The 20,115-nt window shown below is 68.9% G+C and carries 14 protein-coding genes and 1 pseudogene; 4 read left to right on the plus strand and 11 right to left on the minus strand.

Annotation, left to right across the window (positions count from 1 at the left end; translation table 11 throughout):
* Positions 1-3,041, minus strand: a 3,041-nt coding sequence (locus ABH935_RS42005) for a family 78 glycoside hydrolase catalytic domain (RefSeq protein WP_370383576.1), incomplete at its 3' end; no start/stop codon positions are given.
* 416 nt (positions 3,042-3,457) lie between these two features.
* Here ABH935_RS42005 and ABH935_RS42010 point away from each other — a divergent pair.
* The 3 genes and pseudogenes from ABH935_RS42010 to ABH935_RS42020 all read left to right on the plus strand — a co-directional run bounded on the left by ABH935_RS42010 (position 3,458) and on the right by ABH935_RS42020 (position 8,899).
* On the plus strand, positions 3,458-6,484 hold the full coding sequence (locus tag ABH935_RS42010; protein WP_370383577.1) for a family 16 glycoside hydrolase: 3,027 nt from the start codon (positions 3,458-3,460) through the stop codon (positions 6,482-6,484).
* A 138-nt stretch (positions 6,485-6,622) separates the two neighbouring features.
* A pseudogene (locus ABH935_RS42015) lies at positions 6,623-6,958 on the plus strand (cell wall-binding repeat-containing protein); the annotation flags it as partial.
* A 207-nt stretch (positions 6,959-7,165) separates the two neighbouring features.
* The gene (locus ABH935_RS42020) at positions 7,166-8,899 is read left to right on the plus strand and encodes an SWIM zinc finger domain-containing protein (protein WP_370383578.1); all 1,734 of its coding nucleotides are present in this window, start codon (positions 7,166-7,168) and stop codon (positions 8,897-8,899) included.
* A gap of 476 nt (positions 8,900-9,375) precedes the next feature.
* Here ABH935_RS42020 and ABH935_RS42025 read toward each other — a convergent pair whose 3' ends face one another.
* From ABH935_RS42025 to ABH935_RS42070, 10 genes are all read right to left on the minus strand, one after another.
* Entirely contained in the window at positions 9,376-10,464 is a 1,089-nt protein-coding gene (locus tag ABH935_RS42025) for an MSMEG_0565 family glycosyltransferase (RefSeq protein WP_370383579.1), read from the minus strand.
* Positions 10,461-11,297 carry a carbon-nitrogen hydrolase family protein gene (locus ABH935_RS42030; RefSeq protein ID WP_370383580.1) on the minus strand — a complete coding sequence of 279 codons (837 nt, stop codon included), beginning with the start codon at positions 11,295-11,297 and terminating at the stop codon, positions 10,461-10,463. The genes ABH935_RS42025 and ABH935_RS42030 overlap by 4 nt, the downstream gene beginning before the upstream one ends.
* The gene (locus ABH935_RS42035) at positions 11,294-12,145 is read right to left on the minus strand and encodes a carbon-nitrogen hydrolase family protein (protein WP_370383581.1); all 852 of its coding nucleotides are present in this window, start codon (positions 12,143-12,145) and stop codon (positions 11,294-11,296) included. Before ABH935_RS42035 ends, ABH935_RS42030 begins: the two co-directional genes overlap by 4 nt.
* Positions 12,142-13,578, minus strand: coding sequence for an MSMEG_0567/sll0787 family protein (locus ABH935_RS42040; protein ID WP_370383582.1), 1,437 nt, complete (start codon positions 13,576-13,578; stop codon positions 12,142-12,144). The genes ABH935_RS42035 and ABH935_RS42040 overlap by 4 nt, the downstream gene beginning before the upstream one ends.
* Positions 13,579-13,580: 2 nt before the next feature.
* The gene (locus tag ABH935_RS42045) at positions 13,581-14,639 is read right to left on the minus strand and encodes an MSMEG_0568 family radical SAM protein (RefSeq protein WP_370383667.1); all 1,059 of its coding nucleotides are present in this window, start codon (positions 14,637-14,639) and stop codon (positions 13,581-13,583) included.
* Positions 14,640-14,695: 56 nt separating this feature from the next.
* Positions 14,696-15,211: an MSMEG_0572/Sll0783 family nitrogen starvation response protein gene (locus ABH935_RS42050; RefSeq protein ID WP_370383583.1), complete on the minus strand. Its 516-nt coding sequence runs from the start codon at positions 15,209-15,211 to the stop codon at positions 14,696-14,698.
* A 4-nt stretch (positions 15,212-15,215) separates the two neighbouring features.
* A complete protein-coding gene (locus ABH935_RS42055; protein WP_370383584.1) occupies positions 15,216-16,130 on the minus strand; it encodes an amidohydrolase family protein in 915 nt (304 codons plus the stop codon).
* A gap of 6 nt (positions 16,131-16,136) precedes the next feature.
* Positions 16,137-17,489 (minus strand): MSMEG_0569 family flavin-dependent oxidoreductase, encoded by a 1,353-nt coding sequence (locus ABH935_RS42060; protein WP_370383585.1) that lies wholly within the window; start codon positions 17,487-17,489, stop codon positions 16,137-16,139.
* Entirely contained in the window at positions 17,486-17,791 is a 306-nt protein-coding gene (locus ABH935_RS42065) for an MSMEG_0570 family nitrogen starvation response protein (RefSeq protein ID WP_370383586.1), read from the minus strand. Before ABH935_RS42065 ends, ABH935_RS42060 begins: the two co-directional genes overlap by 4 nt.
* Before the next feature lie 249 nt (positions 17,792-18,040).
* Positions 18,041-19,078: a LacI family DNA-binding transcriptional regulator gene (locus ABH935_RS42070; protein WP_370383587.1), complete on the minus strand. Its 1,038-nt coding sequence runs from the start codon at positions 19,076-19,078 to the stop codon at positions 18,041-18,043.
* Positions 19,079-19,175: 97 nt separating this feature from the next.
* Between ABH935_RS42070 and ABH935_RS42075 the strand changes: the two genes are divergently transcribed.
* Positions 19,176-20,087 (plus strand): amidohydrolase family protein, encoded by a 912-nt coding sequence (locus tag ABH935_RS42075; protein WP_370383588.1) that lies wholly within the window; start codon positions 19,176-19,178, stop codon positions 20,085-20,087.
* Positions 20,088-20,115 lie beyond the last annotated feature (28 nt).

Genomic DNA, 20,115 nt, shown 5'->3' on the forward strand with positions numbered 1-20,115 from the left:
ACGCCGGGGTCCGGGTCGCCGAAGAGTGTGTTGTTGCAGGCTGTTCCGCCGGTCACGGTCGCGTAGTTGTACTTGCCCTGGGCCCCGAACGCCACCGTGTCGGTACCCGCGAACGAGCACGTGCCGGTCTCCGCCGCGCACTGTTGCCATACGCCGGTCGTCGTTGGGGCGGGTTCGATGTAGCAGGCCTTGCGCACGCCGGGGTCCGGGTCGCCGAAGAGTGTGTTGTTGCAGGCTGTTCCGCCGGTCACGGTCGCGTAGTTGTACTTGCCCTGGGCCCCGAACGCCACGGTGTCGGTGCCTGTGAAGGAGCAGGTGCCGGTCTCCGCCGCGCACTCGGACCAGGTGCCGGGCAGTGACGTGCTTGAGGCGGGTGTGAGTGAGCCGGTGAACTGCCAGGTGCCGGAGCCGACCGTGTAGGTGGTGCCGGTGCCGGTGGCAGGCAGTCGCACTGCTCCGCTGGCGGGGCTGACCGTCGTCACGTTGTCCTGTCCGAAGTTCGGAACCTGGACGCTGGCCGTCGCGCCGACCGGGATCGTGACGTTCATGGTGACCTGGTCGCCGGTTACCGACCAGGATGAGGCGACGGTTCCCCGGACGGTGTCGACGGATGCGCTGACGTGCTGGAGCCCGGTGGGGATCTGGGGTGCGACGCTGATGGTGCTGTAGCCCGGGCCGGTGGGCTCGATGCCCGCGAGCCGGCTGTAGAAGGAGGCGTTGATGCCGCCGAACATCGCATGGTTGTGGGATTCCATGGATGAGGCGTAGGTCCACTCCTCCCAGTCCGTTGTCGCACCCTTGCTGATTTCGAAACCGTAGCCGGGATACGTGGTCTGGTTCAGTGCCGTCATCGCGAGGTCGGTACGGCCGATACTCGCGAGGGCGTCCATGAGATAGCGGGTGCCGAAGATCCCGGTGTCGAGGTGGCCGCCGTTGCCGTTGACGATGGTGTCGACCAGTCGTGCGCCGACCGCGGGGGTGTCGGCGGCCGGCACCATGCCGAAGGCGAGCGGGAGGATGCTGGTCGTCTCGCGGCCGTCGCCGTAGCCGGCGTGGTCGGGGTTGAGGAACGTCGAGTTGAACGCGGTTTCGATGTTGTCGGCCAGTTGGGTGTAGTGCGCCACGTCGCTGGTCTGGCCGAGGGCTGTCGCGGCCTTGGCGACGTCGACCGCCTGGAGGTAGGACAGCGCTGTGTCGACGATCGGCACCTCGCTCGTGCAGTTGCCGGCGCTGGGATTTCCCATGCCGCCGTTCGCGTTCGAGCTGTGGTCCGGCGGGCACCAGTCGCCGAAGCCGGTGGACCAGATGTAACCGGGCACGTCGGCGGCGTTGGTGTCGACGAACTGTTTCATGAGCGGGTAGGTCGCGGCGAGGGTGGCCAGGTCGCCGTACTGCTGGTACAGGGTCCAGGCGAGGCTCACCTGGTCTCCGCCCATATCGGGCTGCTGGGCGTTGCCCGAGTCGCTCGGCAGTGCGGTGCCCGGTGGCATGTCTCGCAGATAGTTGGCGTAGAAGGTGTCCATGTTGAACTCGACAGTCGAGGCGTCGTGGTAAGCCTGCACATCCATGCCCGGGGGTGTGCGTTCGTCACGGACCGGATTGTCGGTGGGCGTGCTCATCTGGTTGTTCAGCATGGTCCACTGGTTGTTCTGCCAGATCTGATTCAGCATGGTGTTGAACGAGCTGAACACGCTGGTGGAGGGCAGGTCTGCGTGGACGACGCGGGCCTGAACGCTGCTCAGGGTCGGGGCCTGCGGGTCGCCGGTGACCTCCAGGTAGCGGAAGCCGTGATAGGTGAAGCGCGGTTCGTAGGTTTCCTGCGAACCTGAACCGGAACCCGCGAGCGTGTAGGTGTCCGTGGACTGCGCGTTCCGGTTGGTGGTCGTGTCGATCGTTCCGTTGCCGAGCAACTCCTCGGCAGTCCGCATCCGCACGGTCGAGCCTGCCGGGCCTTGGGTGCGCAGCAGCTCCCACCCGGCTATGTTCTGGCCGAAATCGTAGACGTACACGCCGGGTTCGGGCTCTGTCAGCTTCACCGCGTTCAGGGTCTGCGCGACCGTGATCGGCGGCATCGTGTCCGCCTCCAGCGACCCGCCCGGGGCGGCGACGGTCTGGACCGGCTGCCACGAGGAGGCGTTGAATCCGGCCACGTCCCAGCCGGGCTGGTCGAGTCGGGCGTCGTAGGACTCGCCGTTGTAGATGTCATCGGCGGTGATCGGGCTCGGCGACCACTTCCAGCTGTCGTCGGTTGTGACGGCCTGGTGCGAGCCATCGCTGAAGGTGACGTCGATGAGCATGATCGCCTGCTTCGGCCCGAGCCAGCGGAAGCCGTACGGGCTGAAGTTCGCGTCGTAGCCGTTGCCGAGCCACAGACCCACCGTGTTGCCGCCCTGCCGAAGGTGGTCGGTGATGTCGTAGGCAGCGTAGAGATCACGCTGGGCGTAGGGGGTGCTCGCCGGCGCCAGGACTCGGTCGCCGACCTTGCTGCCGTTGAGGTGCACTTCGTAGAAACCGAGGCCGAAGACGTAGGCGCGGGCCTTTGCCACCGGTTTCGCCAATGTGAAGTCCTTGCGCAGCAGCGGCGAGCCAGCACTCGTGGAGCTGGGGCTGATCCACTGCGCGCCCTGCCAGTCGCCTGGACTGAGCAGCCCCATTTCCCACTGGGCAGGGGTACTCCAGCCCGAGGCCGTGCTGTGCTCGTCCCAGACCTGTACAGCCCAGTAGTAGGTCTGCCCCGACCCCAGAGGCGGGCCGCCGTATGGGATGGCTACGGAGTTGCCTGACAAGACCTCGCCGCTGTCCCATACATCACCGACTCCTGCACTCACGTCGCTTTCGCTGCCCGCGACCACGATCCGATACGCGCTCTGATGCTCACCGTTGACCTGCGACGCCAGCTTCCAGCTCAGGCTTGGGTGCAGGTCATCGATGCCCAGCGGGTTCGTCGTGTCGTCGGTCTGTAGCCCGCCGACCGACACCTCGGCCACGGCGGAAGCCGCTGAGACGGTCGGCGGAACTGCCGCGGGAGCGAGGATCAGCACAAGGGCGGTCGTGAGCCGCACACCGGATCGCCGAACACGACCTTGAACACCGTGGCGACGCTGAAACAACATGCAGATGCACCATCCCCGGGCTAAGAGAACGCAAAGCAGCATCGAGACGAGGCGACGCGTGGCACACGGTGGGTGAATCGTTTTAATATCGCGACTCAGGGCAGAGAGTAGAGAGCAGCTGACGCCTCGTCAAGAAAAGCTCAAGTGGGAAACGCCCAAGGCCTCTAGATCAAGGTTCTGAATCAGCTTGAGACCTTGACCCCCATTCGAAGCCTGTCTATCTTCGGCGATTGAAAGCATTCAGTGCGGCGGGAAGGCCACACCCGGCCTGCTTCCATCAGGCCACTCACACGTCGATCGGCACATCACGCCCTGTTCTCCGCGCCCTTTCAAGGAGCCATGCTGTGTTGCCTCCCCGTATCAGCGTCCTGCGCAGATCCCGCCTCCTCGCCGCCGCCCTGGCGTACGCCGGGCTTCTTGCCGCGGTCGGTGCGGCGCCGGCTGTGTCGGCCGCGTCCTCGACCACACCGTGGCCGTCCACGCCCGGCTGGCAGTCCTATGACCAGACCCCGACCAGCGCGACCGTCTGCCCCACCGCTGTGACCAGCGCGTCCGGCACCGTCTCCGGCGCGTCCGGGCTGCTGTGCGGAGGCTCCGGAGGAGCGAGTCTCACCATGGTCTCCGGCGGGGCCGCGCCGACGATCGTGCTGGACTACGGCAAGGACGTCGGCGGCGTCCCCTTCTTCCAAGTCTCCGCCGAGAGCGGTTCGCCCACGATGCGGGCCGGCTACTCCGAAGGGCTCGACTACGTCGGCGTGACCGGCGACGGCGCGGCGCCCTGGGCCGAGGGCGACGGCAACCGGTACGACGACTACACCGTCACCGGCCCCGGCGCGATCACCAACCAGTACGTCCAGGGCGGCGAGCGCTACGAGGAGGTCACGCTCACCTCGCCGGGCTCGGTCACCCTGGGCGCCGCGGGGATCACCTACATCGCCGACCGGACCCAGGCGGCGGGCCTCGCGGGCTGGTTCAACTCCAGCAGCACCGTGCTGAACCGGATCTGGTACGACTCCGAGTACACCGACCAACTCGACTCGGTCCCGGTCCGGTCGCTGCCAGGCGCGTGGTCGGTGACCGGCGGCGCCCTGCAAGCCGCGGGCGACCCCAGCGGGATGGCGGGTCTGCTGACCGCCGGCTCGTCCTGGGGCGACTACACCGTCAGCTTCCAGACCGACATCGTCGCCAACCAGTCCGGATGGTTCGTGCGGGGCCAGGACGTCGACGACGGCTACCTGTTCATCCTCGACGACAGTACCGACGCCACAGGCACCGCCAACACGCTCCAGGAGTTCAACAAGCACGGCGGCGCCTACACCTCCTTGGGCACCGTCACCCTGCCCAGCGCGCTGCCGGCCGGCACCTGGCACACCGTCGGCACGACGGTCTCCGGCTCCACGCTCACTGTCTCCCTCGACGGAAAACCGCTGAGCACCCTGACGGACACAACACACGCCACCGGCACGGTCGGCTTCCGTGAATTCGCGGGCGAGGAGGCGGACTTCAAGAACCTGACCGTCACCGGTTCCTCCGGTGCCACGCTCTTCAGCGATCCGCTGAACTCCTCCGCTGTGCTGTCGGAGTTCGCCGTCCCCGGGACCAATCAGTACGCCTCGATCCTGGACGGTGCCAAGCGCGACCGGGCGATCTGGTCCGGGGACATGGCCGTGGAGATCCCCAGCGTCTTCTACTCCACGGACAACGCCGCCTACCTCAAGGGCGCTTTGCAGATGCTCGCCAGCTACGCGCGAACCGACGGCTCGACGGCCGGGGACGTACCGCCGCAGTACCCGCTCGGCACATCGCCGCAGACCGGCTCCAGCCGGTTCTACTCGGCCGACTACTCCGCCTATTTCGTCCTGGGCCTGGCGGACTACTACCAGTTCTCCGGCGACACCGCCTTCGTTCAGCAAGAACTTCCCGTCCTCAAAGCTGAGCTGGCCTGGAACGCCGGTCTCCTCGACGCCAGCGGTCTGGTGGCCACCGGCAGCGGTGACAACATGGACTGGGACTTCTACGACTCTGGGAAGAACGGCGAGGTCACCGAGTACAACCTGCTCTATTACAAGTCACTGCTGGACGGCGCGACACTGGCTGCCGCAGCCGGTGACAACACCGACGCCGCCACGTACACCGGCAACGCAGCCGCTCTGAAGACAGCGATCAACGCCCACCTCTACAACAGCGGCAATGGCATGTATTACCTCAGCAACAACGACACCAGCACCGTCGCCCAGGACGCCAACGCTCTCGCCGTGCTCTACGGCGTCGCTCCTGCCTCGGACGTCTCGACCATCCTGTCCACCCTCAAGACCGACCTGTGGACCACCCCCTACGGCCCCAAACCGTTTTCCGGTAGCTCATACGCCGATACGATCAGCCCCTTCATCAGCGGCTACGAGCTCGACGCGCGCTTGGCGAGCAACGACACGGCTGACGCCGAAACGCTGCTGACTACGCTCTGGGGCCACATGGCCGCCTCCGGTTCCGAGCAGACCGGAACCACGTGGGAGAACGTGTCCGCGAGCACCGGACTGCCCGGGCTGGGCAAAGGCACCAACCTGTCACACGGCTGGTCGACCGCTCCCATCTCCGCCCTGTCTGGCTATGTCCTGGGTGTGCAGCCTGCGAGCGCCGGCTTCGCCGCCTGGACTGTGCAGCCGCACCCCGGCGACCTGGCCTACGCGCAGGGAAGCGTTCCCACTCCCCATGGTGCGATCAGTGTCGACTGGGCCGGTGAGAGCGGGATCCACCAGTTCAGCATGGCGGTGACGGCGCCCTCGGGGACCACCGGGACGATAGCCGTGCCGACGTCCGGGGCCACCAACCCCATCGTCGAGGTCGATGGCCGGATCGTGTGGAGCAACGGCGCCTTCACGGGCACCGCCGGGATCAGCGGTGCCTCCGCGGACGCCGACTACGTCTACCTGACCGGCGTCCAGCCCGGCAACTACGTGATCGCTGCCAACCCTGGGAACCACGGCGCGCCGACGGGCTACACCAAGTGCGCCGACGAGGGTGGGACCTGTGCCGTCACCGGTACCCAGTCGGTCGCCTTCGGCGTCAACGGGATCTACGCCTATGCCACGAGTTCGTCCTCGACGGCCTGCACACCTGCCGCGCTCGGCGACCCGGACTTCGGTGCCGCGAAGTCCTGTTATACGGGTCCTGTCACGACCGGACCGACCGGTACTGCCTACTGCGGGCCCGAGAACGGCTTGTGCGCCTTCAGCGGGACCCGGACCGTCGAGTACGGCGCCGGGTCGAGCTGGACGAGCAAGGTCCTCAGCGGTGGGACGCCGTGCGACAACACTGTCTTCCCCGACCCCGACTTCGGCGTGGTGAAGTCCTGCTTCCTGCAGCCGTCCTGACACGGTGGCGGTCGGTCATGGGCCAGACGCCGGTGACGATGAGCCACGCCAAGCCGTGGGGCCAGAGCACCTTGTGCTCCTTGTGACCTCGGCCTTGTCGGCGAGAACAGGGGACAGTGGAGCGAGCTCCAGGGTAAAGACCGTTACGCCACCGCCCAAGCCGTCGCCATACACGGCTGGGGCAACGGAACCTCCATGTGGTCCCAGACAGACGGTCTGGCCTCTGGCACGTCCTTCGCAGATGCCCTCACCGGCGGCAGCTTCATGGCGATGAAGAACGGACCGCTGCTCCTGACCGACCCGACCACGATGATCTCCACGCCGGCCGCGAACATCCTCCACGGCCAGCCTGCGCTCGCCGATATCGTGATCTTCGGCGGGACCGCAGTGCTGCACAACTCCCTGGTCGCCGCAGTCGGCCAGGCGGTGCAGCCGAAGCCGACCGTCTATAGCGACCACCACTTGATCTTCTGACGCAACGTTCTGGGACGTCATCGCGGTGAATTCGCCCCACCCCCCATCGCTTCAGACGTGAACCCGGACGCTGCGCCAGCGTTCCTGGGCGGTCGAAAACACTTAGAGGCCTCAGTGAAGAGGGGGGTGATACAGCGGATTCGTCCTTACGGGACCGCGACCTGTCCTGCACCAGAGCGAATCCGTTCCCTTGGTTGAATGGACGCTATGGGCAAGCGTGCGATCTTCCATGAGATGGACGTCCAGTCCGCCGCCGGATCGCGTTCCTACGAGCGTGGGCTGGCATACCTGGAGGAGGTCGACGACCTTAGGCTCGCCGAGCATGAGATCGTGGCAACCGTTTACGGCTCCGAGCCATACGAAGTCGTGCTGCGTGTCGAGGGGCATCGTCTGGACGGCGACTGCTCCTGCCCGTTCGGGCAAGAGGGGCATTTCTGTAAGCACTGCGTGGCCGTGGCACTGGTTGCTCTTCGTGTTCGCGACCAGCGGCCGGTCCCGCGCGCTGCGAAGCAGGATGCTACTGCCCGGGTGGAGGCGTGGTTGTCGGCTTTGACCCGCGAGGAGTTGCTGGGCCTGATCCGTGAGCGCGCCGCGGAGGACGAGGAGTTCACGCACCGGCTTCAGACCCGTTCGGCGGCGGCTGGGGCTGATTTCCCCGCGCTGCGCGAGCAGATCGCAGCAGTATTCGATGAGGAGCCGGTAGGCCGGGGACGGGGTGGCTGGGATGACTGGGACTACTACGGTCCGTCGGCTGACATTCCGGGCCGGTTGATTGAGGCCGCCGACGCGATCCGGACCGTCCTGGAACGCGGGCGGGCGAGCGAAGCCGAGCAGGCCGCCCGGTTCGCACTCGACCAGCTGGCCCGGTACGGCGACGACTTGAACGATGACGAAGGCGAGCTCGGCGAGGCCGCAGCCCAGATGGCCGGCGTCCACGCCGCGGCTTGCCTGGCAGCCCGGCCTGATCAACGGGACCTCGCCGACTGGCTGTCGGCGATCCAGCTTTTGCAACCCACCGTGCCGTACCTGTCCGCCAGCGACTACAGCGAGGCCCTCGGCACAGCCGGATTGGCACGTTACCGGGCCGCGATTGAGAAGGCGTGGCATGCCGGCCGGGAACGGGGTGCAGACCACAGCTGGGGTCTGGACGCCTTGGCGGTCGACGCCATCCGGGCCGGCGGTGACACCGATGAGCTCGTCGCGCACCTAGCGGCGACGATTGATCGGCCCGGGTGGCGGGAGTTGCGGATCGCGGAGGAACTTGACGCGGTCGGCCGTGCCGGCGAGGCCTTGAGTTGGGCCGAGGAAGGCGCCGCCGGACCAGACGGGTTGCGTGAGCGACGCCTGATCGACTACCTCGCCTCCCGCTACGCCACTGAAGACCGATCCGCCGACATCCTTCGGCTGCGCCGATCGCAGTTCGAGCAGGACCGTGCCATGGAGACGTTCCGCTCGCTGCGTGATGCCGCCCAGGCCGTCGGCGCCTGGCACGAGGTCAAGTCGTGGGCGGTGAGGCTGTTGGAGGCGGACGCCGCGAAGCCGCCGCACCATCCAGGCTGGCCCACGTCCTACCAGGCCGCGATGCTGATCACCGCGCTGTTGGAGGAAGGCGATGCCGAAGATGCCTGGATCGCCAGCGAACGCTACGGCGCCGAAACACGACTCCGACAGCAGGTCGCCGATTCCATCGCCGGCACCCGACCAGCCGATGCGCTGCGGATCTACATGGACTTGATTGCTCCACGCACCAGCCAGACGGGAAACACGAACTACGAGGCGATCGCGGATCTATTGGCCGCGGCCCGCGGCTGTCACAACGCTCTCGGCAGCAACAAGGCCTTCGACCTGTATCTTTGCGAACTGCGGCACGCGCAGAAGCGCAAGCGAAATCTGATCAGCCTGCTCGACCGACGTGGCCTCGTTCCCGACACCTCAACCTGAACAGCGCACGCGTGGTTGGGGATGGCCTCAGCGATCGCCATCCGCGAACGGAGGAAACGCGCGGCAGCGCCCAAGGCCGGGTACGACCGTGTCCCCGCTGGGGATCCGGTGTTCTGGGATTGGCGCTGTGGGTGCCGAATATTTCATCCATGCAGGCCAGACAACACGACTCCACGCCCTACTCCCTGTCTGTGAGGTCCCACGCGATGTCCGTCGCCGCGCTGGGTCCGACACCAACGCCTGCTCGTCGACCGACAACCGTCTACAACCTGCATCGGCCACACCGCTCGCTGGACCAGGACGGACCACTGCAGCCCGCGCCCGAACCGCGAAGACGCGACCGACTCGGCGGGATCCTTCACGAATACGAGAACGCTGCCTGACCTGCGGGAACCGCACGAACCTCGCATAGTCGCGGCAGCGGCGGAGGCGGCGGGACGTCAGGCCTTAGCGGATAAAAGTTCTAACTTTCCACGTCAGCGCAGGGAACCGTAGAAGTCGAGGTGCCGGCTGGCGGCCGCGGTCCACGTGTGACGTGCGGCGAGTCGCCGTCCGGCGCTTCGGCGGGCGGGGTCCTCGGCGCTGAGGGCGTGGTCGAGTTCTGTCGCGAAGGCGGCCGGGGTTTCGGCGAAGCGTGCGGCTGGGCCGAAGACTTCGCGCAGGACCGGAAGGTCGCGCGCTACCAGGGGGACGTTCGCGGCGAGGGCTTCCATGGCGGCCAGGCCGAATCCCTCTTTTACCGAGGGGAACGCGAAGGCGTCGGCAGCCGCGACGAGTGAGGGTAGGTCATCGTCGGGCACGGCGCCGAGTACGACGGGTTCGATGCCGAGTCCCGCGGCGCGCTCATCCCAGCGCGTGCGGTAGTCGCGGTAGTCGAACAGGGTCTCGCCGCCGGCGATGACCAGGCGGCGGTGCGGGTGGCGCGGGCGCAACAGGCCGTATGCCTCAAGGAGGTCGATGGAGCCTTTGCGGGGTTCGATGCCGCCGACGGTGAGCACGTAGCGGCCGAGCCGATCATGCCAGCGGTCCCGGCCCGCTGTGTCGTCGGCCGCGGCCGCGAAGCGTTCATAGGCGACGCCGTTGGGGATCACCTCGGCCTCGATCCCCCAGCCGGCGCCGAGTTCGGCGGCGACGGCGGCCGAGACACAGATGTGGGCGTACGGCTCGACGATGGCACGTTCGTGGCAGGCGGCGAGTTCGGGCGTGGTGAAGTGGTCGAGGTGGTGGACCGTGCGCACGCACCGGCCGGCGGCGTTGGCGCTGACGCAGTCCTGGGCGTGCACGATGTCGTACTCGGCCGCGCGCGGGGAGAAGGCTTCGCGCAGGGTGCCGATGGAACGCAGGATGCGCTTACCGACGCTCTCGCCGTCGGGGCCGTCGGGGAACGGCACCACCCGCAGGCCGACGGCCGGGTCGACGGGACGGAAGAACGACTGGTCGCCGCCGCGTCCGAGCGTCCAGACGGTGACGTCCTCACCGAGCGCGGCGAGGGCCTCGGCCAGGGCGAGGGTGTGCACGACGCCGCCGCGCGGCTTCGTCGAATAGCTCAGCAGGGCGATTCTCAACTGGGGCGCTCCCGATACACCTCGGGCCTGCGCTCGCTCAGGTGGTGCAGAACGTGGCGGGCGCGCTTGATCTCATCGGCGACATCCACCTCGGCGACGGCCAGTCCCGCCTTGGCCCAGGTGCGGGCAAGGATGTCGCCGCCGGGGCCGACCACCTTGGCCTGGCCCAGGAAACGCATACCGCCCATGGCGCCGGTCTGGTTGGCCGAGGCGAGCACGATCTGGTTCTCGGCGGCGCGCGACTGGTCGTAGAGATCGAAGAGCCGGGCCTGGCGGTCCTGGGCCATGCGCGGGGCGCGGTTCGTGATGCTGGTGGGCCAGGCGCACAGGCAGGCGATGATCTCGGCGCCGTCCAAGGCCAGGGAGCGGGCGGATTCGGGGAAGGTCTTGTCGTAGTCGATGAGCATGCCGATCCGGCCGACCGGGGTGTCGAAGGCGTCGAAACGGTCGCCGGGCGCGTACGCGGCGGTCTCCCCCACCGGCAGGTGCACCTTGCGGTGTCTGCCGAGTACACCGTCGCCGGTGACGCAGACGGCCGCGTTGTAGCGGACGTCGCCGGCGTCCTCGCAGTAGCCGAAGCAGACCACCATCTCAGCGGCCAGCGCGGCGACCCGGGCGATCAGCGGGTCCTGCGGCTTCAGCGCCGGGGGCAGGGCCTCCGGATCGGGGTGGCGCAGGTCGGCGAGGTAGCCGCCGAGCGCGGCGTCCGGCAGGACGAGCAGCGCGGCACCGTCGGCGCGGGCATCGCTGATGAGCTTCGCGATCCTCGCCAGATCGAAGTCCAGGTCGCGGCCGAAGTGTGCGGCCGCGGCCGCGATCCTGACCGTGCTCATACGCTCGCCGCTCCCATCGGTACGCCGTAGGTCTCCGGGCGCCGGTCGCGCAGGTGCCCCATCGACCGCCGGGCCGTTTCCAGGGCGCGGGCGACGTCGAGTTCGGCGACTGCGATCCCGCCGCCGACACCCGTGTCGGCGAGGATGTCGCCACCGGGATCGACCACCTTGGCGCTGCCTACGAAGCGCAACGACCCGAACGTGCCCGCCTGGTTCGCCGAGAGCCACACGATCTGGTTCTCCAGCGCGCGGGCCCGGTCGAACAGGTCGAAGCGGCGCTTCCACCGGTCCTGCTCAAGGTCCGCGACGGCGTTGGTGCGCGCACCGGGCCAGGCCGAGACGCACACGCCGATCTCAGTGCCATCGAGGGCGAGGGCGCGGGCGGACTCGGGGAATGCCTTGTCGTAGCAGATCATCATGCCGATCCGGCCGACCGGGGTGTCGAAGGCGTGGAAGCGGTCCCCGGAGGCGTAGGACGCGTCCTCGCTCAGCGGCTGGTGGACCTTGCGGTGGTTGCCGAGCACCCCGTCTCCGGTCACGCACACGACGCTGTTGTAGCGCGCGTCGCCCGCGTCTTCACAGTACCCTGCGACGACGGTCAGCTCACCGGCGAGCGCCGCGAGGCGGCGGATCTCGGGTCCGTCCAGGGCCAGCGCGGGCGGCCCGGCGTCGAGTTCGGCATCGTCGTCGAGGCTGAGCAGGTAGCCGCCGAGGCAGGCTTCCGGCAGTGCGAGCAGGCGGACGCCGTCCGCGCGGGCCCGCTTGATCAGGTGTTCGGCGATGGCGAAGTCGTCTTCGAGGTCGCGGCCGAATTCCGCGGCGACGGCCGCCATCCGCACAGCGGTCATGATGCTGCTCCCATTCCGGTCACCGTGGCGGCGACGGCTTCGGTGATCTGTCCGTCGGGCCAGCGCAGCCCGACTCCGCGGCCTGTGGTCAGTTCCCCGCACACGGCGCCGACGGCGGGTCCGGCGGGCAGCGGCGGCGCGTCCGCGTCGTCGGCGGTGAGCATCGCATAGCCGGGGAAACAGGTGAGCCAGTCACCCATCGTCGCTTCCCGCGGGCGCGGTACGGCGGCCACGTCGAGCACGGCTCGGCAGCCGCCGGCCTCGGCGAGCATGCCGAGGGTTCCCGCTATGCCGGCCATCGACACGTCCTTCGCGGCGGCGGGCCCGGCGGCCGCGACCGAGCCGGTCATCCTCCTGAGATCCGCGGCGGTGCGGTAGGAGGTCGAGTCCCATTGACGCCCCCCGTAGCCGGGGCGCCAGGCACCGCCGAGGTCCGCGGTCAGCCGCAGCGCGTGGCCGGGCCGTCCTCCGCCTCCGGGCACCGGCCGCGCGGCGCGGCCCAGCGCCGTCACCGACAGCGCGGCCGGCACCCCGAGCTGGGTGTGGCCTCCTAGTACCGGAACGCCGTAGGCCTGCGACGCCCGCCGCAGCCCGGTGAGGACCTTCGCGGCGTGCGCCGCGTCCTTCGCCCCGAGCGCGTCGAGCAGGCCTAGAGGCGCGGCACCCATCGCGGACAGGTCGTTCACGTTCACCAGGACGCCGCACCAGCCGGCCCATTCGGGATCTCGCTCGACCATGGACGGGACGATGGCATCGCACGCGGCGATCACCTCGGTGCCGGGAACGGGCGCTCCGTCGTCGCCGATGAATCCGGCACCGCCCGGGTTCAGTCCGGCCAGCAGCGGGCCGAGCGGTGCCTTGACCGCCGCGGTGAGTCGCGCGATCCGGTCGACCGGCCAGCGCATCAGGACGTGCGGTGTGCCGGCGACGGTGATCGGGCGCACGCGGTGCCAGCCGAGCCGGGTGAAGAAGACCTCGTTGCGTGCCTGCACGCTCGCCTCGAAGCGGAGCACGCCTTCGCTCTCGGCGCGCGCGCACGCGGCCCGGACCAGCGCGGCGCCCACGTTGTGCACACCGCGGGCGCCGGGAGCGACAACCAGTCGGCCGCCCTGCCACCAGCCGATGTCGGTGCCGTCAGGCACGGGGCCGAGCCGCACGCCGCCGACGACCCGGCCGACGGGGTCCCGGGCGACGAGCACTACGGTGCGCGGGTCCTCGTCGTGTCTGTCGAGGTCATGGTCGTCGAACAGTCCTTGTTCGTAAACGAAAACCTCGCGCCGCAACGCCCGATACGCCTCGATGTCGGCGGCGTCCGCGGCCTGTTCGATCCGCGTCTGGGGCATCCGTGCCAGGGTGCTGCGATCGCCGAGCAGGGCGAGGATGTCCACGGCCGGGTCTTTGACGCCGCGGGAGGTGTGGCCGTCCAGATGCATGCTCAGCCTCCGGCGCTCTGCAGGACACTGCAGGCACCGCACGCGGCGCATCCGGCCTTCTGGTCCGCGCCCGTCATCCCGGCTGCGCGCAGTCTGGCCGCCACACCCTCGGTCACGCGGCGAAGCAGGTCGGTGGACGGCGCGGGAACACCATCGCGAGCGGCCAGGGTGCCGTTCATCGGACGGAACGGGACGACGAACGGATAAACGCCGCGTTCGATCAGGCTTCCCGCGCCCACGATCAGTTCCTCAGGGTCCTCCCCCAGGCCGACCAACAGGTACGTCGAGACCCGGTTGCGGCCGAAAACCCGCACTGCCTCATCCCAGGCGCCCTCGTACTCGGCCATCGGGACCGTGGACTTGCCCGGCATCCATCGGCGGCGCACCTGCTCGTCGAGCGATTCGACGTGGATGCCGATCGACGTCGCGCCCGCCTCGTGCAGGGCACTGATCCACGTCAGATCGCCTGGCGGCTCGCACTGTACCTGGATGGGCAGACCGGGCACGGCCTCCAGCACCGCACGCACTGAGCGCGCCAGAGCGCGGGCGCCGCGGTCGGGACCGGTGGTCGTGCCGGTCGTCATCACCATCTGCTTGATCCCGTCGAGCCGCACCGCGGCCTCGGCCACCTCGGCGAGCTGAGCCGGGGTCTTGGCCGCGACGGTCGCGCCGGCGCGCAGCGACTCCTCGATGGTGCAGAAGCGGCAGCGCTCTGATTCGACGTAGCGGACGCAGGTCTGCACGACGGTGGTGGCCAGCACGTCCGCTCCGTGCAGCCTGGCGATGTGCTCGTAGGGGATGCCGTCGGCCGTGGTCAGGTCGTAGAACCGGGGACGGCTGACCGGGGTCAGGGCGAGTCCGGTGTCCTGCTCGCCGAGCCACACTCGGCCCTCCCGCACCGAGTAGGGGCTGCTCGGATTGGTGGGCAACGCGGCGTTGGCACCGTCGAGCAGCACGTGACCGTCGTCGCTGGGCCCGGCTCCGTCCGGCCGCCGCACCGGGGCCTGGACACGCACGCCGCGCAGTGCTAATTCGGCCCTGGTGAGGATGCGTACGTCCACCGGGTTCAGGGATGCCGCACGCGCGGTCTCGGTGCCAACACTCACGTCGATCCCCTTTACAGCTGGTAGGTGGAGTTGATGATCGCGCCCTTGCGCGCGTAGTGGATGATCGCGTCCTGCACGTCCAGCGGGTGGGTGGGGATGACCCCCTCGATCAGGTCCTCCTCACGGGCACCGTGCAGCGACAGCCCGAACCGGCAGCAGTACACCTTGCCGCCCTCGGCGATGAAGGTCTTGAGCTGGTTGTTGATGTTGTGCTCGCCGGGGAAGGCCGAGTTGCCGGTGGTCGGGAAACCGCGGGTGGCCAGGCAGTTGAGTGAGCCGGGGCCGTAGAAGTAGATCGCCGACTCGAAGCCCTTGCGCAGCGCCCGGGTTGCCTGCAGCACGGCGACGAAGCTCACCGAGGACTCGTGCGCGATGCCGTGGACCAGCGTGAAGTAGGTCTCGCCGTCCTCAGCGCGGTAGTCGGGGAACACCTTGGTCGTGCCGTAGATGGTCGAGCCCTCGGGCAGCGACGGGTGCGGGATCTCGGTGAGGGACTGCTTCTCGATGTCGGACAGTTCGACGGTCATGTGTCTACTCCTTGATGAGAGAGGGGGAATCAGGGTTCGATTGGTTCGCTCGGTTCGATTGATTCGATTGATTCGATTGATTCGATTGGTTCGGTCGGTTCCGTCGGTCATAGAGGGCGGTGAACGTGCCGCGGAAGACCAGCTCGGCGAGTTCGCCGCCGCCGGCCGCCGCGGCCAGTCGCGAGTACTCGCCGGCGAAATCGCCCCAGGGCTGGTCGCTGGCGAACAACACCCGGTCGTGGCCGACGCCGCGCCGCTCGATCTCCCGGGCCAGCCACACCGGGGCGAAACCGATGGCCCAGGACAGGTCCGTGTACACGCGCTTGCCGCGCTCGATCCAGTCGAAGAAGCGCGAGCCGATGAGCTTGATGTGGCCGCTCATCCCGCCGCCGAAATGCACCAGGTGCACCGGCACGCGGTCGGCGTACCACTCGACCAGGTAACCGACCTCGTCGATGTCGGAAGCGGCGCCCGGGGAGGTGTGCACGTGCACGATGAGTCCGTGCTGCTGGGCGACGGCGAAGATCCGGTCCAGCTGCGGCCGGCAGGCCGGATCGGTGGCCCGGCCGCCGAGCAGGAAACTCAGTTTCAGGGCTCGTACACCGGTCTCCCCGGCGAGCGCGAGAGCCTGGCCGGTGTGCTCGGCGTCCTGGGGCCGCGGGGACACCCACAGTCCGGCCCGGATCCGGTCGTCACTGTGCGCCGCCTCGACCGCGAGCTCGTTGAAGGAGAACGCGATCGCCGGGTCCGGCACCCCGTAGTTCGGGATCACCAGGGCGCGTTCGGTGCCTTCCCGATCGAGGTCTGCTATCAGCTGCTTGACTGTGGCGCGGGCCGTGATGTCCGGGTTGACCGGCGGGCCGCCGTAGAAGGGGTACGCGGGCAGTACGCCGATGTGCCGATGGGCGTCGTGGACCATCGGGGCTCACCCGACCGGCAGTGCGGAGGCCACGGCTGTAGGCGCTCCTGTCAGCGTGCCGCACACGTCGGCCAGGCGCCGTCCGGCGTCGATGTGGTCCGCGAGGAATTCCGCGTCCCGGCCGACGGCCTCGAATCGCCCCGAACCCCAGCTGTACTGCCACGGCAGCCCGAGGAAGTACAGCCCCGCGCAGCTCGTCGCACCGCGCCGGTGCATCGGATAACCACGGCCGTCGAACGCCGGGATCTCGATCCAGCGGTGGTCGCGGCGGAATCCGGTCGCCCACACCACAGAGGTGATCCCGGCTTCCCCGAGATCAAGCTCGCTCACCTGCTCGGCCGGCTCCCACACCGGCACGTACCGCGCCTCGGTCGGGGCCTGGATGCCGCGCGAGGCGATATGGGCGTCGATCGCGTCCTTGATGCCCTCGGCCACCGCGTCGGCGTGATCGAGATTCACCTTCAGATCGTCGGCGAACTCCAGCCGAGCTCCGGCGATCCCGGTCAGCCGCCCGTACAGACGCATCCCGTCCCTGGCGAAGGTCCGCAGATCGATGTCACGGCCCCCATCGCGACCCGTCACGTAGTGATTGGCCCGCATCCGCACCGCGTCGGCGTCGTCGAACACGTCGATGCCCTTGGTGTAGTGCCCCATCTCGTCCAGCCAGGCCACGCAGTCCCGGCCCCGGTAGAAGCGGGCCACTCGCGGCGCACTGCCCACGGCCAGATGGACCTGACGGCCGGCCAGGTGAAGGTCTTCGGCGATCTGGCAGCCGGACTGACCGGTGCCGACCACCAGGACCCCGCCGCCGGGAAGCTGCTCCGGATTGCGATAGCCGGCGGAGTGGATCTGCTCGACGCCGTCGGGCAGCCGCCCGGCCAACGCCGGAACCGACGGCGCGTGGTACGGACCGGTGGCCACGACGACCTGGTCCGCGGTGAATTCCCCGGCGCTCGTGACGAGCTCGAACGCTCCGGTGGCGGCCCTGCGAAGCCGTTCGACACGCACCCCCTGCACCAGCGGTGGCTGGAAGGAGGCCGCATAGTCCTGGAGATAGCGGACGATCTCGTCGCGGACCATGAATCCGTCAGGGTCGGGTCCCTGATAGGGAAAGCCGGGAAGCTTGCACTGCCAGTTGGGCGTCACCAGACAGAACGAATCCCATCGGCGGGTCCGCCACTCGTGCCCGACCTGGTTCGCCTCGACCACGACGTGCTCGATCCCCCGCTGCCGCAGGCAGTAGCTCACCGCCAAGCCCGCCTGGCCTGCGCCGACGACAGCCACTGGAAAGTGCGCTCCGGCGAGCGCCGGGGCGAGGGGGGTGGCGAGCGCCGGGGCGAGCGCCGTGGCGGCGGTCATTGCGTGGCCCCGTCCGCGCCGGTCAGCGATTCGACCGTGACCTCGGCTCCGGCGACGGCACGGTACGCGGCCGCGGCGTGCTCGATCCGCGCAAGCTGCTCGGATGCCCCGGTGCAGTGGTAACCGAACTTCTCCCGCACCCGCTCCCCGGCTATACCAAGCGCCGTGCGGCTCCGTTCCACGAAATCAGTGAGCTCATACGCGGTTCCCGCGGTGAAATACTCGGCGACTACCGTCGAAGGCGAATAGCAGCGCTGGATTGCTCCATCAGGCCAACGCACCTGGAAGTACATCTCGGGCATGACGATCCTCCATGCCGGGCGCCGAGGTCTTGATACCTCGTCGCTGCTGATGAGGACCACTTCAACCCGCTGCGATTACCGAATGACGTCATCCGGAATACGGATCCGTTAGTGAATGCTCACGATAGATCAGAGGGCTTCGTTCTCGGCAAGGACAGGTACCTCGCCGAAGAGGCAGGGGTCGGACGCCCGGCCAGGCCGCAAGATCCGACCGGCGCAGGGATTCTCGGCACGCACGCGGCCGGTGACTTAGGGGGCCGTGACCCGCGAGCGCGCGAGTTTCGGGCTGGGCGGCGCCATCGATCCGCGCATCTGTCTGGTCGCGGTCAACACCTTGCGCTTGCTGCGGGTTCCGTGGTCCACCGCACGGACGGTCCGCTGGACCACCTCGGCCACGAGTTCGTCGACCGGCCAGCGGTACGTCGTCAGCGGCGGCGTGAGCAGCCGTGACAGCGGGTGGTCGTCGAACCCGAGCACTGAGACGTCGTCCGGCATGCAGAGGCCGAGTTCGGCCGCCGCCGCGTAGATGCCGTAGGCGATGGAGTCTGCGAGGCACAGGATGGCGCTGGGCGGGTCCGCTCCGGTGAGCACCTCGCGGGCGACGGCGCTGGCGCCTTCGAGGTCGTAGGGCGCCGTGTGCAGCGTCGCGGTGACGCCGAGCTCTGAGGCGACCTTGTGGACGACGCTCTCGGCCGGCCGGTCCGGTGTCGACACGCCGACCGGCGTCAAGACCGCCACCCTGCGGTGCCCCGCACCGGCGAGCATGGTGAGGGCGTCGGTGACTCCGCCCGCGTTGTCGAAGACCACCTCGGCCGCGGTGGCCGCGCCGGGCAGCCCGTCACCGATCGACACGAGTACCGTCTTCTTGGCGATCTTGGCCCACTGCGCGCCGCGCGGGTCCACCGGTAGCACGATCAGGGCGTCGACCCGCTGGTCGACGAGGCGCTGGGCCAGGGCTGCCTCGGTCGACGGATCGTTCGAGGAGTCGAGGATCAGGCCGTTGCGGCCGGCTTCGAGCAGCCTGCGGCCGAGGGCGGCCGCGACCCGCTGCTGCCAGACGTCTTCGAGCGATCCGCACAGGACGCCGACGTAGTCCGTGCGGCCGGAGGCGAGTGCTCTCGCGATCGGATCGACCTGGTAGCCGAGTCGCTCGGCCGCCTCGCGGACCCGCTCCTGAGTCTCCGGCGGCACCTGCAGGCCGCGCAGGGCGTAGGAGACCGCGGCCATGGACAGGCCGGTCTCCTCGGCGATGTCGCGCTGCGTCGGACGGCGGGGACGATCGGTCACGTGGGCCAGTGTAACGAGCTGCGACCACCCTTGACAGAAGTCTTGTGAGGCGCTTCACTGATGCCATTCAGTGAAGCGCTTCACAAGGGAGGTCGACTTGCCGTCCGGGTCCGCCGCCATAGACGTCCACCAGCATCTTTGGCCGCCCGAGCTCGTCGACGCGCTACGGGTTCGCCCGACGGCGCCGCGCCTGGACGGCTGGACGCTGCGCCTGCCGGGAGAGCCGGACTACGCGGTGGACCCGGCCGCGCACGACCCGGTCCTGCGTGCCGCCCGCGACGCCGGGCACGAGCGGATCCTGGTCAGCTTGTCCAGCCCGCTCGGTATCGAGGAGCTGCATCCGCGGGCCGCCGAGCCGTTGCTGGCGGCGTGGCACGACGGGGCACGGCGGCTCGGAGGCCCTTTCGGCGCATGGGCGTCGGTCAACCACGTCGATCCCGACCTCGAAGGGCTCGCGAGGCTGCTGAGCGCGGGCTTCGTCGGACTGCAGATTCCTGCGACGCGGGTCGCGACACCTGCCGGATTCGAACGCATGGCCGTGGTGCTGCGCGTGTGTGAGCAGGCCGGCCGTCCGGTGTTCGTCCACCCCGGGCCCGCCCCGGCGCGGCCTGCCACCGACGCCACGGTGCCCGCCTGGTGGCCCGCCGTCGTGGACTACCCGGCGCAGATGCTGGCGGCGTGGTGGGCTTGGCATGCCGTGGGCCGCGCGCTTCTGCCCGACCTGCGGATCTGCTTCGCCGCCGGAGCCGGCCTGGCGCCGGTCCACGACGAGCGGTTCGCCGCCCGGGCCGGCCATCCGCCCCGCGTGGACCCGGAGGTGTTCGTCGACACGAGCTCGTACGGAAGGCGTGGCCTGGGCAGCCTGATCCAAGCGCTGGGCATCGATCCGATCGTCTTCGGCAGCGACCGTCCCTACGCCGAGCCGACCGACCCCCTGCTCGGCGCGGCCGCCACGTACGCGATCCGCGTCGCCAATCCCCGACGTCTCCTCGAAGGAGGTCAGCTTTGACGAACCAAACCACCGAGCCACCCGCGAC

Source organism: Catenulispora sp. GAS73 (genome assembly GCF_041262085.1).
Lineage (GTDB): Bacteria > Actinomycetota > Actinomycetes > Streptomycetales > Catenulisporaceae > Catenulispora.

Bases quoted from the DNA above. Each gene is read 5' to 3' on its own strand.
- ABH935_RS42020 (WP_370383578.1), top strand. From the start codon at position 7,166: ATGGGCAAGCGTGCGATCTTCCATGAGATGGACGTCCAGTCCGCCGCC.
- ABH935_RS42030 (WP_370383580.1), bottom strand. From the start codon at position 11,297: ATGAGCACGGTCAGGATCGCGGCCGCGGCCGCACACTTCGGCCGCGAC.
- ABH935_RS42035 (WP_370383581.1), bottom strand. From the start codon at position 12,145: ATGACCGCTGTGCGGATGGCGGCCGTCGCCGCGGAATTCGGCCGCGAC.
- ABH935_RS42040 (WP_370383582.1), bottom strand. From the start codon at position 13,578: ATGCATCTGGACGGCCACACCTCCCGCGGCGTCAAAGACCCGGCCGTG.
- ABH935_RS42050 (WP_370383583.1), bottom strand. From the start codon at position 15,211: ATGACCGTCGAACTGTCCGACATCGAGAAGCAGTCCCTCACCGAGATC.
- ABH935_RS42055 (WP_370383584.1), bottom strand. From the start codon at position 16,130: ATGGTCCACGACGCCCATCGGCACATCGGCGTACTGCCCGCGTACCCC.
- ABH935_RS42060 (WP_370383585.1), bottom strand. From the start codon at position 17,489: ATGACCGCCGCCACGGCGCTCGCCCCGGCGCTCGCCACCCCCCTCGCC.
- ABH935_RS42065 (WP_370383586.1), bottom strand. From the start codon at position 17,791: ATGCCCGAGATGTACTTCCAGGTGCGTTGGCCTGATGGAGCAATCCAG.